General features: G+C 32.4%; 17 protein-coding genes. 10 read left to right on the forward strand and 7 right to left on the reverse strand.

Annotation, left to right across the window (positions count from 1 at the left end):
• Positions 1-63: 63 nt before the first annotated feature.
• From DM397_RS13715 to DM397_RS13725, 3 genes are read right to left on the reverse strand one after another with little or no spacing between them, the layout of a single operon-like run.
• Positions 64-1,452, reverse strand: coding sequence for a bifunctional UDP-3-O-[3-hydroxymyristoyl] N-acetylglucosamine deacetylase/3-hydroxyacyl-ACP dehydratase (locus tag DM397_RS13715; RefSeq protein ID WP_111378211.1), 1,389 nt, complete (start codon positions 1,450-1,452; stop codon positions 64-66).
• The gene (gene lpxD, locus DM397_RS13720; protein WP_111378077.1) at positions 1,445-2,488 is read right to left on the reverse strand and encodes a UDP-3-O-(3-hydroxymyristoyl)glucosamine N-acyltransferase; all 1,044 of its coding nucleotides are present in this window, start codon (positions 2,486-2,488) and stop codon (positions 1,445-1,447) included. The genes DM397_RS13715 and lpxD overlap by 8 nt, the downstream gene beginning before the upstream one ends.
• 39 nt (positions 2,489-2,527) lie before the next feature.
• Positions 2,528-3,757: an HD domain-containing protein gene (locus tag DM397_RS13725; RefSeq protein ID WP_111378078.1), complete on the reverse strand. Its 1,230-nt coding sequence runs from the start codon at positions 3,755-3,757 to the stop codon at positions 2,528-2,530.
• 223 nt (positions 3,758-3,980) lie between these two features.
• On the opposite strand from DM397_RS13725, the gene porX reads away from it, so the two are divergent.
• From porX to DM397_RS13745, 4 genes are all read left to right on the forward strand, one after another.
• Complete coding sequence (gene porX, locus DM397_RS13730) at positions 3,981-5,534, forward strand: T9SS response regulator signal transducer PorX (RefSeq protein ID WP_111378079.1); 1,554 nt, start codon at positions 3,981-3,983, stop codon at positions 5,532-5,534.
• Between the two features lie 103 nt (positions 5,535-5,637).
• Complete coding sequence (gene tsaE, locus DM397_RS13735) at positions 5,638-6,045, forward strand: tRNA (adenosine(37)-N6)-threonylcarbamoyltransferase complex ATPase subunit type 1 TsaE (RefSeq protein ID WP_111378212.1); 408 nt, start codon at positions 5,638-5,640, stop codon at positions 6,043-6,045.
• Positions 6,046-6,177: 132 nt separating this feature from the next.
• Positions 6,178-7,377, forward strand: a complete 1,200-nt coding sequence (locus tag DM397_RS13740) for an alanine dehydrogenase (RefSeq protein WP_111378080.1) — start codon at positions 6,178-6,180, stop codon at positions 7,375-7,377.
• A gap of 36 nt (positions 7,378-7,413) precedes the next feature.
• Positions 7,414-7,788 carry a DUF4258 domain-containing protein gene (locus DM397_RS13745; protein WP_111378081.1) on the forward strand — a complete coding sequence of 125 codons (375 nt, stop codon included), beginning with the start codon at positions 7,414-7,416 and terminating at the stop codon, positions 7,786-7,788.
• Between the two features lie 132 nt (positions 7,789-7,920).
• Here the strand turns inward: DM397_RS13745 and DM397_RS13750 are convergent, their stop codons facing one another.
• The gene (locus DM397_RS13750; protein ID WP_111378082.1) at positions 7,921-8,589 is read right to left on the reverse strand and encodes a uracil-DNA glycosylase; all 669 of its coding nucleotides are present in this window, start codon (positions 8,587-8,589) and stop codon (positions 7,921-7,923) included.
• 112 nt (positions 8,590-8,701) lie between these two features.
• On the opposite strand from DM397_RS13750, the gene DM397_RS13755 reads away from it, so the two are divergent.
• From DM397_RS13755 to DM397_RS13765, 3 genes are all read left to right on the forward strand, one after another.
• On the forward strand, positions 8,702-10,867 hold the full coding sequence (locus tag DM397_RS13755; RefSeq protein ID WP_111378083.1) for an endonuclease MutS2: 2,166 nt from the start codon (positions 8,702-8,704) through the stop codon (positions 10,865-10,867).
• 363 nt (positions 10,868-11,230) lie between these two features.
• On the forward strand, positions 11,231-11,488 hold the full coding sequence (locus tag DM397_RS13760) for a GIY-YIG nuclease family protein (RefSeq protein ID WP_317048805.1): 258 nt from the start codon (positions 11,231-11,233) through the stop codon (positions 11,486-11,488).
• Between the two features lie 12 nt (positions 11,489-11,500).
• The gene (locus tag DM397_RS13765; protein ID WP_111378084.1) at positions 11,501-11,944 is read left to right on the forward strand and encodes a thiol-disulfide oxidoreductase DCC family protein; all 444 of its coding nucleotides are present in this window, start codon (positions 11,501-11,503) and stop codon (positions 11,942-11,944) included.
• Between the two features lie 256 nt (positions 11,945-12,200).
• On the opposite strand, the gene ettA is transcribed toward DM397_RS13765, so the two are convergent.
• The 3 genes from ettA to holA all read right to left on the reverse strand — a co-directional run bounded on the left by ettA (position 12,201) and on the right by holA (position 15,190).
• A complete protein-coding gene (gene ettA, locus DM397_RS13770; protein ID WP_111378085.1) occupies positions 12,201-13,892 on the reverse strand; it encodes an energy-dependent translational throttle protein EttA in 1,692 nt (563 codons plus the stop codon).
• A 49-nt stretch (positions 13,893-13,941) separates the two neighbouring features.
• Entirely contained in the window at positions 13,942-14,124 is a 183-nt protein-coding gene (locus DM397_RS13775) for a CAL67264 family membrane protein (RefSeq protein ID WP_008464023.1), read from the reverse strand.
• 61 nt (positions 14,125-14,185) lie between these two features.
• Positions 14,186-15,190, reverse strand: a complete 1,005-nt coding sequence (holA, locus tag DM397_RS13780) for a DNA polymerase III subunit delta (RefSeq protein ID WP_111378086.1) — start codon at positions 15,188-15,190, stop codon at positions 14,186-14,188.
• Between the two features lie 93 nt (positions 15,191-15,283).
• On the opposite strand from holA, the gene DM397_RS13785 reads away from it, so the two are divergent.
• The 3 genes from DM397_RS13785 to DM397_RS13795 are packed head-to-tail and all read left to right on the forward strand — an operon-like array spanning position 15,284 to position 17,644.
• Entirely contained in the window at positions 15,284-15,736 is a 453-nt protein-coding gene (locus DM397_RS13785; RefSeq protein ID WP_111378087.1) for a type I restriction enzyme HsdR N-terminal domain-containing protein, read from the forward strand.
• Positions 15,737-15,757: 21 nt separating this feature from the next.
• Positions 15,758-16,777, forward strand: coding sequence for a glycosyltransferase family 2 protein (locus DM397_RS13790; RefSeq protein WP_111378088.1), 1,020 nt, complete (start codon positions 15,758-15,760; stop codon positions 16,775-16,777).
• Between the two features lie 33 nt (positions 16,778-16,810).
• The gene (locus DM397_RS13795; RefSeq protein ID WP_111378089.1) at positions 16,811-17,644 is read left to right on the forward strand and encodes an OmpA/MotB family protein; all 834 of its coding nucleotides are present in this window, start codon (positions 16,811-16,813) and stop codon (positions 17,642-17,644) included.
• The last annotated feature ends 68 nt before the right edge of the window (positions 17,645-17,712 follow it).

Here is a 17,712-nt window from a genome sequence, read left to right on the forward strand (position 1 = left end):
ATATTTTTAATTAAAATATTCTAATTTGAAGCAACAAACCTAAACAATAAATTTGATAATTTATTATTGTTTTCTTGCTATTTGTGCCATTAATTCTGCTTCAGTAACTAATTTACCATTTGCATAAGCATTTGCCTGCATATGACAAATTCCTCTTCTGATAGGAGATATTAACTCACATTTAAAGATTAAAGTATCACCTGGCAATACTTTGTGTTTAAATTTAACATTGTCAATTTTCATGAAATATGTTAAATAATTTTCAGGATCTGGAACAGTGCTTAATACTAAAATCCCTCCTGTTTGTGCCATTGCTTCTACAATTAATACACCTGGCATAACTGGAGCTTCTGGGAAGTGACCAACAAAGAAGTTCTCATTCATAGTAACATTTTTCAATCCTACTACGTGACGATCAGACATTTCAATAATTCTGTCAATCAATAAGAATGGTGGTCTGTGAGGCAACATAGACATGATCTTATGAATATCCATCAATGGTTCTTGATGCAAATCATAAGTTGGAACATGATTTCTTTGCTCTATTTTAATGATTTTTGCCAATTTCTTTGCAAATTGAGTATTTACAAAGTGTCCTGGTTTGTTAGCAATAATTTTTCCTTGAATACGAACTCCAATTAAAGATAAATCTCCAATTACATCAAGAAGTTTGTGTCTAGCCGCTTCGTTTGGATAATGCAAAGTCAAGTTATCTAAAACGCCATTTGGTTTTACGGAAATCTCGTCTTTACCAAATGCTTTCTTTAGATTTTCCATTGTAGACTCAGAAATTTCTTTATCTACGTAAACAATTGCATTATTTAAATCTCCACCTTTAATAAGTCCGTGCTCTAACAATGACTCTAATTCGTGAAGGAAACTAAATGTTCTAGAACTTGCAATTTCAGATTTAAAATCTGCTAAACTTTTAAGAGTAGCATTTTGAGTACCTAAAACTTTAGTACCAAAATCTACCATTGTTGTAACCTGATATTCATCGCTAGGCATTACAAGAATCTCGCTTCCAGTAGCTTCGTCTGTAAAAGAGATTACTTCTTTTACTACATAAACATTACGTTGCGCGTCTTGTTCTTCGATACCAGCTTTTTCAATAGCTTCAACAAAATATTTTGATGAACCATCCATAATTGGAAGTTCAGAGGCATTCAATTCAATAATAATATTATCCAAATCGCAGCCAACGACTGCAGCCAAAACGTGTTCTGGTGTTTGAATTTTTACACCAAGTTTCTCAAGATTTGTACCTCTTTGAGTATTAACAACATAATTAGCATCAGCCTCAATGACTGGTTGACCTTGCAAATCTACTCTTACAAAAGTGAAACCATTATTAACGGGTGCAGGTTTAAAAGTCATTGTAACTTCTTTTCCAGTGTGTAAACCAACTCCTGTTAGCGAAATTTCATTTTTGATGGTCTTCTGTTTAACCATTATTTCCATTTTTTGGGTTTATTATTTGTTTTTTTAATTCTTCAACTTCGGCCACAATTTTAGGCAGATTTTTAAAATGAACGTACGATTTATTAAAATCTGTATATCCAAGAGATGGAGTTCCTTGTAGAACTTCATCATCTTTAATATTTCTGGCCACACCTGACTGTGCTTGAAGCCTAACATTATTTCCTATTATTAAGTGACCTGCAATACCTACCTGTCCGCCAATCATACAGTTTTCGCCTATTTTTGTAGAACCTGCTACACCACTTTGAGCGGCTATCACGGTATTTTTACCTATCTCTACATTATGTGCAATCTGAATCTGATTGTCCAATTTAACTCCTTTTCTAATTATAGTAGAACCAAGAGTTGCTCTATCAATTGTAGTATTAGCACCAATATCTACATTATCTTCAATGATAACATTTCCAATCTGAGGCACTTTGCTATATTCTCCGTTTTCATTTGGAGCAAAACCAAAACCGTCTGCACCTATAATAACGCCAGAATGAACTGTACAATTATTACCAATTACAGTTTCAGAATAGATTTTTGCACCAGCAAAAATGAATACATTATCTCCAATAACAACGTTGTCACCAATAAAGCTATTTGGGTAAATTTTTACGTTATTACCTAAAACCACATTTTGCCCGATATAACTAAAACTACCTAAATATAGATTCTCTCCATGCTTAGTCCCTTCAGACATATACGACTGAGGTTCGATACCGTTTTTATTTAACTTTACCTGATTATAAAAATGTAAAAGCTTAGAAAATGCCGCATAAGCATCTTCTACCTTTATAAGTGTAGTATTAATTTCCTGTTCAGGAACAAAGCTATCATTAACAATTGTTACTGTCGCTTTTGTAGTATATATATAATTGATATACTTAGGGTTAGCTAAAAAAGTAAGAGAACCTTCTTCTCCTTCTTCGATTTTAGAAAGCTTAGAAACTTCTGCATTGGGATTCCCAACAACTTCTCCTTCTAGAATTCCTGCTATTTGTTCTGCTGTAAATTTCATCGCGACAAAAATATAAAAAATAGATTTTAAATGTTAATTTTATATAAGTTGTTTTGGAAAACAGATATAATATTTTGTTACCAATTTAGATAACGATTTCAAATTCAGCTGGTCAGAAGCTTCAACAACATCCTCAATTGTTTTATCTTTTTTCAAAATACGAATTGGTTCTGCCTCCTTACTGTAGGCCTGATTTTTTATTTTACCTCTAAAAATAAAATAACCTGCATCTACAGCCGAAATTTGATGCGCTTCTGCAAACTCTTCTTTTAAAGACTGCGATTCTTCCATCGGAATTTTTTCTGCACTAAGCTTAATTTTCAACAAATCTCTATTGATGATCATTTTACTTAATGTAGAAAGTATAAAATCACTATGCTTCTGCCAAGCTTTTAGCGCACTTATAATATCAAAATCATCTAATTGAGAGAACAAATCTAATTTCTCAGCATCAAAATCTTCAAGCGTAATCTTATTTTGCATGAAATACATTAAAGGTTCGCTGCATGGCAACTTAATACCTTTTAAAGTCAGTTCTTTTGCTCTTTTTAGCACCTTCATTAAAATTAATTCAGCTACTAAACTTGTTTTATGCAAATAGGCTTGCCAATACATTAGCCTTCTAGAGAGCAGAAATTTCTCTACAGAATAAATCCCTTTTTCTTCAATTACCAAAACATCATTTTCTACGTTCATCATCTGAATCAATCTTTCAGAGTTCACGTTACCTTCTGCAACACCCGTATAAAAACTATCACGTTTCAAATAATCCATTCTATCCATATCCAATTGGCTAGAAATCAATTGCAACATGAATTTTCTATGATATTCTCCTTTAAAAACCTGAATCGCCAAACTTAATCTCCCATCAAACTCTTCATTCAGCTGATTCATAAATAATAACGAAATGGCCTCATGATGCACATCTTCAACAATACTTTTTTCCATTGCATGCGAAAATGGCCCGTGACCAATATCATGAAGTAAAATAGCTATCAAAAGTGCATTTTCTTCTTCTTCAGAAATAACAACATCTTTAAAGCGAAGTGTATCAATTGCCTTCTTCATTAAATGCATGCAACCTAATGCATGATGAAAACGGGTATGATTAGCTCCTGGATACACCAAATACGACAATCCCATCTGTGAAATACGGCGTAAACGCTGAAAATAAGGATGCTGAATTAAGTCGTAAACCAGCTCATTCGGAATCGTAATGAAGCCATATATAGGATCGTTGAATATTTTTAATTTATTGATCTGAGTCACAGTGTGGTCATTTTTTAGGTCAACAAATATAAGTAAATAAGTATAAAGAGCTTGGTGTTTTTTATTTAAAAATCACTATCGAAATCACAATGATTATCAGGAAAATACATTTAAAAATGTTAAAATTCAAAATAAAATCGTACTTCATCTTTGGTAATTTTATACTATTTTTAATACTTTTTAAGTTCTATAACTTTAAATTGCAGTAAAATTAAATTGATTTATGGATAAGATAAAAATACTTTGGGTCGATGATGAAATCGATCTTTTAAAGCCTCACATATTGTTTCTAGAAAAAAAGAATTACGAAGTTACAACTTGCAATAACGGCCTTGATGCAATTGCTTTATTTGAAGAAGATAATTTTGATATTGTTTTTCTAGATGAAAACATGCCTGGAATGAGCGGACTGGAAACGCTTTCTGAAATGAAAGAGAAAAAATCTGCTATTCCTATGATTATGATCACCAAGAGTGAGGAAGAATATATTATGGAAGAAGCCATTGGCTCTAAAATTGCTGATTACTTGATTAAACCAGTAAATCCGAATCAGATTCTGTTGAGTTTGAAGAAAAATCTAGATGATTCGAGATTAATTACAGAAAAAACAACTTTAGACTATCAGAAAGAATTCAGGAAAATCTCAATGGAATTAGCGATGGTTAATTCTTACGAAGATTGGATCGAACTGTATAAAAAATTGCTTTTTTGGGAGTTAAAATTGGAAAATATCAACGACACAGCGATGATTGAAATCCTAGAATCTCAGAAAGTAGAAGCGAATTCTCAATTCGGAAAATATATCGAAAGAAATTATGAAGATTGGTTCGCACCAAAAGCAGACAAACCTATTCAATCAAATACTTTATTTAAAGAATTAGTAGTTCCTGAAATTAAAAAGAAAGACAAACCGATTCTTTTTGTTGTCATTGATAACTTGCGCTACGACCAATGGAAGGCTTTTGAAGGTGTAATTTCAAATTATTACAAACTGGAAAAAGAAGTTCCGTACTACTCTATTCTTCCAACTGCTACACAATATGCAAGAAATGCCATTTTTTCGGGTTTAATGCCATTAGAAATGGAAAAACAGTTTCCTGAATATTGGAAAAATGATGTTGAAGATGGCGGAAAAAACCTTTATGAGGCCGAATTTTTATCGGCTCAACTGAAACGTTTAGGCTTAAATATCAAGGAAGATTATTTTAAAATCACCAATTATGCTGGCGGAAAAAAGTTAGCAGAAAACTTTAAAGCATTAAAAGGAAATGACTTAGTAACTGTTGTTTACAACTTTGTTGATATGCTTTCGCATGCTAAAACCGAAATGGAAGTAGTTAAAGAATTAGCTTCAGATGATAAGGCATATCGCTCTTTGACTTTAAGCTGGTTCAAAAATTCTCCTTTATTAGAAATTATTCAACAGGCACAACTTTTAGGCTTCAAACTGATTTTAACCACAGACCACGGAACTATTAATGTAAAAAATCCGTCGAAAGTTGTGGGAGATAAAAATACAAGTCTGAATCTACGTTACAAAACTGGTCGTAGCTTGACTTACGAACAGAAAGATGTATATGTAGTTAAAGAACCAAAAACAATTGGTTTGCCGGCAATTAACATGAGTAGCTCATTTATTTTTGCTAAAAATGATTTCTTTTTGGCTTATGTAAATAACTACAACCATTATGTGAGCTATTACAAAAACACATACCAGCATGGCGGAATTTCATTAGAAGAAATGATTATTCCGTTTTTAGTCTTTAATCCAAAATAAAAGTTATCACCACGAATTTCACGAATTTTCACTAATTATTTTTAGACAAAAAATAAATTAATTCGTGAAAATTCGTGAAATTCGTGGCAAAAATAAACACAAAATGAATATCGTTTTTTCATTAGATCAAATTCAAGAAGTTGCGGAGCAGATTATAGCTTCAAATCCTAATAAAATCATCCTTTTTAATGGAGAAATGGGAGTTGGAAAAACTACTCTAATCAAACAGCTGTGCAAAAGCCTTGGAATTACTGACGCAACAAGCAGTCCTACTTTTTCTTTAGTAAACGAATATCAAATTCCAAACGGAAAAAAAGTTTATCATTTTGACTTTTATAGAATAAAACAAGAAACCGAAGCACTTGATATGGGAGTTGATGATTACCTATACTCTGGAAATTGGTGTTTTATTGAATGGTCTGAAAAAATTGCAAATTTGATCCCTGAAGAACATTCTACTATAAATATCGAATTGCTTTCTGATGGAAAAAGAGAATTAGAACTGGTTTAAAAACATTCAATCACTATTTATTTATTGAGAGTTATTATGTTTCTTAACTTTTCGCTTTGAGTATTAGCACAATTTTTACACTATTTCTAAAACTTTTTACGTAATTTGTACTCTTAATTTTTTGCACTATCCATGTCAATCACGTTAACTCCATTTACAAAACAACAATTAATACCGCAGGAAGAAAAACTTGAGGTTGGTCGTTTTAAAAGAGAACTTTTTATAGGAATCCCTAAAGAAACAAGTTATCAAGAACGTCGTATCTGTCTTACGCCTGATGCAGTCGCTTCTTTAACTTATGAAGGGCATCGCGTTATGATAGAATCTGGCGCTGGAGAAAGTTCAAGTTATAGTGATAAAGAATATGCTGATGCCGGTGCAGAAATCACAAAAGATGCCAAAAGAGTTTTTGGCTGCCCGTTTCTATTAAAAGTAGAACCGCCAACTTTAACTGAAATCGAAATGATTAATCCTGAAACGGTTATTATTTCTGCCATTCAGCTTAAAACCAAGAAGAAAGAATACTTTGAGGCTTTAGCAAAAAAGAAAATCACTGCCTTAGCTTTTGAATATATAAAAGACGAAGACGGATCTTATCCAGCAGTAAAATCTTTAAGCGAGATTGCTGGAACTGCTTCTATTCTAATTGCAGCCGAATTAATGATTACAAATGAATTCGGAAAAGGACTTTTGTTTGGAAACATTACAGGCGTTCCTCCTACTGAAGTTGTTATTCTTGGCGCTGGAACTGTTGGCGAATTTGCTGCTAAAACCGCAATCGGATTAGGTGCAAACGTAAAGGTTTTTGATAATTCGATTACAAAATTGCGTCGTTTACAAAACAATTTAAATCAAAGAATTTTCACTTCTACCATACAGCAAAAAGGTTTATTAAAAGCTTTAAGACGCTGTGATGTCGCAATTGGAGCCATGCGCGGAAAAGAACGTTGTCCGATTGTGGTGAATGAAACAATGGTTGAACACATGAAAAAAGGTGCCGTAATTGTTGATGTCAGCATTGATACGGGCGGTTGCTTTGAAACTTCAGAAGTTACCACTCATGAAAAACCTACGTTCATAAAAAACAATGTTCTGCATTACTGCGTGCCTAATATACCTTCGCGTTATTCCAAAACAGCCTCATTATCAATTAGTAACATATTAACACCTTATCTGCATCAGATAGCCGAAGATGGTGGTATTGAAAGTGCCATTCGATGCAACAAAAGCCTCAAAAACGGAATTTATCTTTATCACGGAATCTTAACAAATAAAGCAATTGGCGACTGGTTCGATTTACCAGATAACGATATTAATTTACTTGTATTCTAAAGGAACTTTAATGTACCTTTGCAAAAATTTTATTTCATGAAGTTCGTACACCGTTTTGCATATTACCTGATTGGTCTCGTTATGGGATGTTTTATTGTATCAGGATTTTTTATCGGAAAAGACACCCGATGCAATTATTTTCCAAATGCCAGAGTTTTAAACAATCTTAGAACAAAACCTTTTCAATATTCGCCAAAAGCTGTTCAGACTTTAAACGAAAAATGGGTTGATACAGCAGATATCAAAAACACCTTAACTTACGGAGATGTCGATTTTGACCAAAGCAACGTTCCATTCAACAAAGGAAAATTGTATATCATTGAAGGAAAAACAGTAAAAAATCAGGAGATTATTCTAAAAGTGGTGAATTACGAAAACAAAGCCGTTTTAGAAGAAATTATAAAAAAATAAAAGAAAACCCAATAACATCAAAACAAGTTACTGGGTTTTCTTTTGTAAAAAATATTTATCTAAAATCAAAAAGATCTAAAGTTTTTGACCTTTGTAACTTTGTAACTCTAAACCTTTGTAACTTAAAAAAAATCACCATTCAATTTCTTTTAATCCTTTGGATTTTAAAAAATGGTTAGTTTGGCTAAAATGCTTATTCCCAAACCATTTCCCCTGATTAGCACTCATGGGTGAAGGGTGGCCCGATTCTAAAACATTATGTTTTGACCTGTCAATTTTTGATCCTTTTTTCTGAGCAAAACTTCCCCATAAAAGAAAAACAACATTTTCTTTCTGATCAGAAATAGCTTTAATAACAGCATCAGTAAATAAATTCCATTTTAAGTGTTTATGACTATTTGGACTATCTTTACGAACTGTCAAAGAAGCATTAAGAAGCAAAACTCCTTGTTGAGCCCATTTTTGAAGATTACCAGAAGTTGGCATAAAAATCGAATCAAAATCAGTGTTTATTTCTCTAAAAATATTTCGCAACGAAGGCGGTATTTTAATATCATCATTTACAGAAAAGCTTAATCCATTGGCTTCTCCTTCTCCATGATAAGGATCTTGACCAATAATAACAACCTTTACAGCATCAAAACTGCAATTGTTAAATGCTGAAAAAATCAACTCTGCAGGAGGATAACAAGTATGCGTTTTATATTCAACATTAAGCGCTGTCATTAATTCCTGAAAATACGGTTTCTCTATTTCATCTTTTAAAACACCTTGCCAGTCTTGAGCTAAATTAATTTTCATTTTACAAATTTTATTACAAATAAAGCAAAGTTTTATTCAAACTACCAATTATTAGTGCCATTTAATTTTTAAAACTTTGTAACTTTGAAATCTTTACAACTTACGATATATAATGATATCTATTACAGAAAAAACATTACAAGATTTACAATTCCCAACGGTGCTTGAAACCATTTCTGATGGTTGCAATACCGATATTGGAAAGGAAAAGGCTTTACAAATAAAACCATTTAGAGATAAAGAAGAATTAATGCAAGCTTTGATGCAAACATCAGAGTATGTGTCTTCTTTTCAAAATAATAACGCCATTCCGAATCACGGATTTGACGCCATAACGCACGAAATTAAATTTCTTGCCATCGAAGACAGTTTTCTTGAAGTAGGAAGTTTTAGAAAAATCGCTAATCTTTCTGCAACGACAAACGTCTTATTAAATTTCTTAAAAAAGTTTGACGATTATTATCCAAACTTAAATGCAAGAGCTTCAAGAGTAGAATTGACCAAAGACATCATAACTGCAATTGACGCTATTGTAGATAAATACGGAGAAATTAAAGACAACGCATCTCCTGCTCTAGCCGGAATTAGACAAAATATGAATCTGGTTCGCGGAAAAGTGAATCAAAGTTTTGGCGTGGCCCTAACTCAATACAATAGCCTTGGTTATTTGGACGATATCAAAGAAAGCTTCGTGCAAAACCGTAGGGTTTTAGCCGTTTTAGCCATGTATCGTCGTAAAGTAAAAGGTTCTATTTTAGGAAGTTCCAAAACTGGAAGCATTGCTTATATCGAACCTGAAGCTACTTTAAAATATTCTAGAGAATTAGCCAATTTAGAATACGAAGAGAAAGAAGAAATTACGAGAATTTTAAAAAATTTATCAAATGTAATTCGTCCTTATCTTCCTTTGCTAGTCGAATATCAAGATTTTCTAAGTGATATTGATGTGGTTGCTGGAAAAGCAAAATATGCAAATCGCATAAATGGAATCCTGCCAACAATTACAGAAGAAAGAAGATTATTCTTCCGAGAAGCATATCATCCAATTTTATATTTAAACAACAAACAGAAAAAAGAAGTTACGCATCCACAAACTATTGAACTAAAACAAGAAAATAGAATTATTGTAATTTCTGGACCAAACGCTGGAGGAAAAACCATTTCCTTAAAAACAGTTGGATTATTACAATTAATGTTGCAATCTGGAATTTTGATTCCAGTTCACGAAAGAAGTGAAACTTTCTTGTTTGACAGAATTTTAACTGACATTGGAGATAATCAATCTATTGAAAATCACCTAAGTACATACAGCTATCGATTGAAAAACATGAATTATTTCTTGAAGAAATGCAACAAGAAAACCATGTTTTTAATTGACGAATTTGGTACAGGCTCTGATCCTGAATTAGGTGGAGCTTTGGCTGAAATTTTCCTGGAAGAATTTTACCATCGAGAAGCTTTCGGAATTATCACAACGCATTATTCTAATTTGAAGATTTTGGCAAACGAATTGCCTTATGCTACAAATGCCAATATGATGTTCGATGAAAAATCTCTTGAACCAATGTACAAGTTGGCGCTAGGTCAAGCTGGAAGTTCGTTTACTTTTGAAGTCGCTCAAAAAAATGGAATTCCGTTTGGATTAATTAATCGTGCGAAAAAGAAAATTGAAGTCGGAAAAGTTCGTTTTGATAAAACCATCGCAACACTTCAGAAAGAAAGATCGAAGCTGGAAAAAACTTCTTTGAATTTAAAAGAAGAAGAAACGCGTGCTCGTGAAGAAAGTAAAAAGATGGAAAACATCAATACTAGAATCCAACAGAAATTAGAAAGCTATCAGGAATTATATGACAGTAATCAAAAAATAATTTACATCGGGCAAAAAATTGATGATATAGCTGAGAAGTATTTCAACAACAAAAATAAAAAAGAACTAATTGGTGAGTTTTTGAAAATTGTTGAAATTGAAAATTCAAAACGAAAAAAAGCAACTCCAAAAGAAGTCAAAGCAAAAGTTGAAAAACAAAAAGAAGTTTTGGCTGAAGTACAAGTGAAAGTTGAGGAAATTCGAAAAGAGAAAAAAGAGAAAAAACTAAAACCAGTCGTCGAAAAACCAAAACCAATCTTAAAAGTTGGTGACCGAGTAAGAATGCTAGATGGAAGATCTGTTGGAAGTATCGATTCAATCGAAAAAAACAAAGCAATTGTAAATTATGGTATTTTTACTTCGAAAGTAAATCTCGATGAACTGGAATTGGTAGAAGCAGTTAAGAAATAAAGTTTTCGGTCGCAGTGGCAGTTTTCAGTATAAAAAATTAATCAAAAAATGCCAAAATAAAAATAAAGCGATTTAAGCGATTATTTTAAAAATTACACAAAAGTAGGTCGGCATTTTTTAAAAATTCATTTAAACCAATTTATGAAAGCCATTTTTAATTTATCGAATTTATCGAATAAACAAAATCAATAATTATTATCTATAAATAATAAAAAACTTACAAATTTTATTTTTACTAGTTTTGTCATTGCGAGGAACGAAGCAATCACACTAAGTATGGTTGCTCTTCAAATTAACAAAACTTAAAAAAGAAAATATGAAACCAGGATTTGTATTATTATAACAAACAAATATCAAACAGTCGTGTATGTTGGAGTAACATCAAATCTCCCCAAAAGAATCTTAGAACATAAAAACAAAAAATACCCTAAATCATTTTCAGCAAAATACAATCTCAACATTCTAGTTTACTACGAGCAATTTCAATGGATTGAGGATGCAATTGCAAGGGAAAAACAAATAAAGGCGGGATCTAGAGAAGCGAAAAATAATTTAATACGTTCTATAAATCCAAAATGGGAAGATCTATTTGATGAAATTGAAAATATAATGACTATATAACATAAAATTGTAATGGAAAAACATCGTGAGATTGCTTCGTACCTCGCAATGACTGCAAAAAACAAAAAAATAGTTCTTTTTGACGGAGTTTGTAACCTGTGCAGTTCTGCTGTACAATTTATTATAAACCATGACAAAAAAGACATTTTCAGATTTGTTGCATTGCAATCAGATTTGGGTGTTTTAATCTGTAAACATCTAGGAATCAGTTTTTCTAAAATGGATAGCATTATTTTATATGATCCAAAAACAGCTTACTTTTATAAATCTTCAGCAATTATCGAAATCGCTAAAAATTTTGGCGGACTTTGGAAACTGACTCCGATTTTTAGAATTGTACCCATTTTTATCAGTGACAGAATTTATGATTATGTTGCAAAGAACAGGTACAATTGGTACGGCAAGAAAGAAAGTTGCATGATTCCAACTCCAGAGTTGAAAGCTAAATTTCTTTAAAAAATTCCGATTTCTTAAATTCTAAATTCCAATTATATACTTTATGGAGTTTCTTGTGAAGATTTGCTTCGCCTGTTCGCTATCGCTCGAGCCTTGTTTCTCGAAATGAAATACTTTACTTAAAACATATTGAATTCAAACCCGACAGGTTTTTAAAACCTGTCGGGTTTTCTTTACATATACAATTCAAAACAAAAATCCCAAACTCCATAAATTTGGAATTTGGGATTTTAAAAGTTTGAAAATTATTTTTATATTATCTAATCAATTTTCTATATTTCAAACGTTTTGGAGTTAAGTCATTACCAAGACGTTTCTTTTTGTTTTCTTCGTATTCAGTAAAACTTCCTTCAAAGAAATAAACTTCAGAATCTCCTTCAAAAGCTAAAATATGCGTACAAATTCTATCCAAGAACCATCTGTCGTGAGAAATAATTACAGCACAACCAGCAAAATTCTCCAATCCTTCTTCAAGTGCACGAAGTGTATTTACATCAAGGTCATTCGTAGGCTCATCCAGTAAAAGTACGTTTCCTTCTTCTTTCAATGTCATTGCTAAGTGTAAACGGTTACGTTCACCACCAGAAAGCATTGAAACTTTTTTGTTTTGCTCTCCACCACCAAAGTTGAAACGTGATAAGTAAGCTCTCGAGTTAACTTGTTTTCCACCCATCATAATCAATTCCTGACCATCAGCAAAGTTTTCCCAGATTGATTTGTTCGGATCAATGTTCGAGTGTGACTGATCTACGTAAGCAATTTTCACTGTATCTCCTACAGAAAATTCTCCGCTGTCAGTAGCTTGTTCACCCATGATCATTTTGAAAATAGTAGATTTACCAGCACCGTTTGGTCCGATAATTCCAACAATACCCGCTTGAGGCAAAGTAAAATTCAAATTGTCGTATAATAATTTATCGCCAAAAGCTTTTGCAACATTTTTAGCTTCAATAACATTTGTACCTAAACGAGGACCATTTGGAATGTAGATTTCTAATTTCTCATCCAATTGTTTTTGGTCTTCATTCAATAATTTGTCGTAGTTCTGTAAACGAGCTTTTTGTTTTGTCTGACGACCTTTTGCACCTTGACGAACCCACTCCAACTCACGCTCTAAAGTTTTTCTACGTTTAGAAGCCACTTTTTCTTCTTGTGCCAAACGATTAGATTTTTGATCCAACCAAGAAGAATAGTTTCCTTTCCATGGAATACCCTCTCCTCTATCTAACTCCAAAATCCATCCCGCAACATTATCCAAGAAATAACGGTCGTGCGTTACAGCAATTACAGTTCCTGAATATTGTGCTAAGTGCTGCTCCAACCATAAAACTGACTCAGCATCAAGGTGATTGGTAGGCTCATCTAACAACAATACATCTGGCTGTTGCAATAATAAACGGCATAATGCCACACGACGACGCTCTCCTCCTGAAAGGTTTTTAATTGGCGTATCACCTTCTGGCGTACGCAATGCATCCATTGCGATTTCTAATTTGGTGTCGATTTCCCAAGCACCAAGAGCATCAATTTTGTCTTGTAAAGCCGCTTGACGGTCCATCAATTTATCCATTTTATCTGGATCTGAGTAATTTTCTTCAAGACCAAATAAATCATTAATTTGATTGTACTCTTCTAAAACTGCCATCGTTTCTGCAGCTCCTTCGCGAACAATTTCGATTACAGTTTTAGAATCATCAAGAATTGGCTCTTGCTCCAAGTATCCTACTGTATAGCCTGGCTGAAAAACAACATCTCCTTGATAGTTTTTATCAACTCCAGCAATAATTTTTAAAAGTGAAGATTTTCCAGAACCATTAAGACCTAAAATACCAATTTTTGCTCCGTAAAAGAAACTCAAATAGATATTTTTAAGAACTGGTTTGTCTGCTCCTTGATAGGTTTTACTCAATTTTTGCATTGAGAAAATTACTTTCTTATCGTCTGACATTTTTTATTTTTTTTATTACAATTATTTACTTTTTCTAAATTTTAATCTTTTAAACTCTGCCTTTCAAAGCATTGAATACCCACGCATTTGCAAAAAAACCAACTCCAACAGCACCAAATCCCCAGCCTGAAACATCACTGTACCTAAAGATTCCAAGACCTATAAGCAACAATCCCATTAGCACCATTATTAAAGTAGCCCATCCTAAAATGGTATTTTTATTCATTCCCATAGTTTTATAAATATTTTAATGCAAAATTTTTAGAAAGGCAAATATCGTGAATTTTAACGGCTTAATTAAAAATTTTATACAGCATTTCTTTTAACAAATCAGATTGAGGTAAAGCATTAGCTCCCACACCTTTACTCTTAACATCAATATCACGCAAAGCACCAACAATCTGACTTACTTTTCGCATTGGATAATTTTTTACTGCCAAATCATACTCTTTTAAGAAATACGGATTAACTCCAAGTGCTGATGCCACATTTTTAGGACTTTTATCTTTTAATCCATGATATTTTAGGAGTTGCACAAAAAAACCGAATACCAAACCAGTAGTCATAACCAAAGGATATTCTTTCGGATTATGAGCAAAATTTTCTGCTATCTTATATGCCTTCAACTGATTGCGTTCTCCAATTGCTTTTCGAAGTTCAAATACATTATAATCTTTACTAAAACCAATATTTTCTTCAATATGTTCTGCCGTAATCATAGTTCCTTGCGGTAAAATAATCTGCAGTTTTTCTAGCTCATTATTAATTTTACTCAAATCTGTTCCTAAAAACTCCACTAACATTGCATTAGCTTTTGGATCGATAGTATATTTCTTTCCAGCCAAAACACGCTTAATCCAGTCTCCTACTTGGTTTTCGTATAGTTTTTTACTCTCATAAACAACGCCTTTCTGAGCTAATAATTTGGTAACTTTCTTGCGTTTATCCAGCGTTTTATATTTATAACAAAAAACCAAAACAGTTGTTTGCATCGGATTATCAACATAAGATTCAATTTTATCAATTGTTCTTGACAAATCTTGTGCTTCTTTCACTATAACAACTTGACGTTCAGCCATCATAGGATAGCGCTTGGCCGTTGAAATAATATCATCTACAGAAACATCTCTTCCGTATAAAACTGTCTGATTAAAACCTTTTTCTTCTTCAGCCAAAACATTCTCTTCAATATATTCCGATAATTTATCTATATAATAAGGTTCTTCACCCATTAAAAAATAAATCGGTTTAATATCTCCGGCTTTTATATCATTAACAATTTTTACTACTTCGTCCATTCAATCTTTTATTTCAAGTTTAAAGTTTCAAGCCCTGTTTCAAAACTTGAAACTTTAAACTTGAAACCTGAAACTATTTTATATTTTTGCTTTATGCTTAAACTTAATTTCCCAGCTTACACTTTCCGATTCAAAAATAGCGAAAATAAAGTGTCTATTTTTGATGAAATCAGGAAAAAATTTATAATTCTAACACCAGAAGAATGGGTTCGTCAGCACGTTGTTCATTTTCTGATGCATGAAAAAAAATATCCCAAATCGCTTATTAACGTAGAGAAAGTTTTAACTGTCAACGGATTACGAAAACGCTATGATGTGGTTGTATTTAACTCAGACGGTTCTATACATATATTAGTAGAATGCAAAGCCCCCGAAGTTAAAATCTCACAGGCAACTTTTGATCAAATTGCCCGTTACAATATGACAATGCAGGCACGGTTTTTGAATGTCACAAACGGACTAAACCATTTTTACTGTCAGATGGATTTTGAAAACGAAAAATATGAGTTTTTAAGAAACCTACCCGACTATAAAGAAAACCATTAAAAATAAATAATTAGAATACTTTTGGATAAAATAGCAGTTGTCATTTTAAATTGGAACGGAGTTAAATTGCTAGAGCAGTTTTTACCATCTGTTATTCAGTTTTCAGAAGGAGCAGCAATTTATGTTGCCGACAATGATTCTACAGATAATTCTGTTGCATTTGTAACAGAGAAATTCCCTACCGTAAAAATTGTAAAAAACTCAGGCAATCATGGTTTTGCAAAAGGCTATAATGATGCCCTACAACATATTAATGCAGAAATATATGCATTAGTAAATTCAGATATAGAAGTTACAGAAAATTGGCTTAAACCAATTCTTGAAACTTTCGAACAAGAAAAGCAAACTGCTATTATTCAACCAAAAATTCTAGATTTTAAGAATAAGGAATATTTTGAATATGCAGGCGCAGCAGGTGGCTTTATTGATAAATATGGTTTTCCTTTCTGCAGAGGAAGAGTGTTTGAAACCGTTGAAAAAGATAACGGACAATATGATGACAACATTGAATTGTTCTGGGCTTCGGGCGCTTGTTTCTTTATAAGAAAAAATGTTTATCATGAACTAGGAGGTTTTGACGAAAGCTTCTTTGCACATCAGGAAGAAATAGATTTATGCTGGAGGGCCGCAAATGAAGGACATATTATAAAATACAATTCGCAATCTGTTGTTTTCCATGTTGGCGGTGCAACATTACAGCAAGGAAACCCAAAGAAAACCTATTTGAATTTTAGAAATTCATTATTAATGATGGTCAAAAATCTGCCAAAAAGAGGATTATTCTGGGTGATATTCTTCCGTATGGTTTTAGATGGTATTGCTGGCATCCGTTTTCTTACACAAGGCAAGTTCGCCCATACTTTTGCTATTTTAAAAGCGCATTTTTCATTTTATTGCTTATCTTTAAAATATTTCAAAAAGCGAAAAGATTTTCAAATACAGCAATACTATATGGTAAAAAGTATCGTTTTCCTTTACTATATAAGAAAATTGGCCTTATTTAAAGAAATCTTTAACAGTATTCAAAATATTAAAAGCTAAATTTGTAATTCAAGTCTAATTAAAATTAAATTTATGAGAAAAATAGTTATCGCACTATCAGTATTAATGGCTCTAACATCATGTGTTTCTAAAAAGAAATATGCTGAGTTGGAAGCTAAAAACAAAGAGACTCAAGATTTGTTAAACTCATGTACTGTAAAATTAAATACGTGCTTAGAAGAAAAAGCTGGATTAGCTGCTACAGCCGAAAGCTACAAACAACATAATCAAGATTTAATCAATAGTTCTAAAGATTTAACTATCTTAACTACTAAAGGTGCTGAAAACCTTGAAAAATCTCTTGAAAGTTTAAAAGAAAAAGATTTGAAAATTTCTAGACTTCAAGATGCTTTAACTAAAAAAGACAGTGTTACTTTAGCACTAGTTACAAGCTTGAAAGGCGCTGTAGGTATTAACGATCCAGACATCGAAATCAATGTTGAAAAAGGAGTTGTATTTATCTCTATCGCTGATAAATTATTATTCAAAAGCGGAAGCTATGAAGTAAGCGACAAAGCAAAAACTGTATTAGGAAAAGTTGCTAAAGTTGTGAACGACAAACCTGATTTCGAATGTATGGTTGAAGGTCATACTGATAACGTTCCATATAAGAGTAATGGAATTATCTTAGACAACTGGGATTTAAGTGTTAAACGTTCTACTTCTATCGTTCGTGTATTAACAAATGATCTTGGTGTAAACCCAGCTAAATTAATCGCTGCTGGTAGAAGCTCTTACGTTCCATTAGTTTCTAACGATACTGCAGAAGACAGAGCTCGTAATAGAAGAACTCGTATTGTTGTTATGCCAAAAATCGATCAATTCTATGATATGATTGAAAAAGAAATGAAAAAACAAGCTAAATAAATCCTTGTTTTACATACTATAAAAACAGAAAAAGCAGGTCAATTGACCTGCTTTTATGTATTCTTAAT

Origin of the sequence: Flavobacterium nitrogenifigens, from assembly GCF_003254565.1 — a bacterium.
Classification (GTDB): Bacteria; Bacteroidota; Bacteroidia; order Flavobacteriales; family Flavobacteriaceae; genus Flavobacterium; species Flavobacterium nitrogenifigens.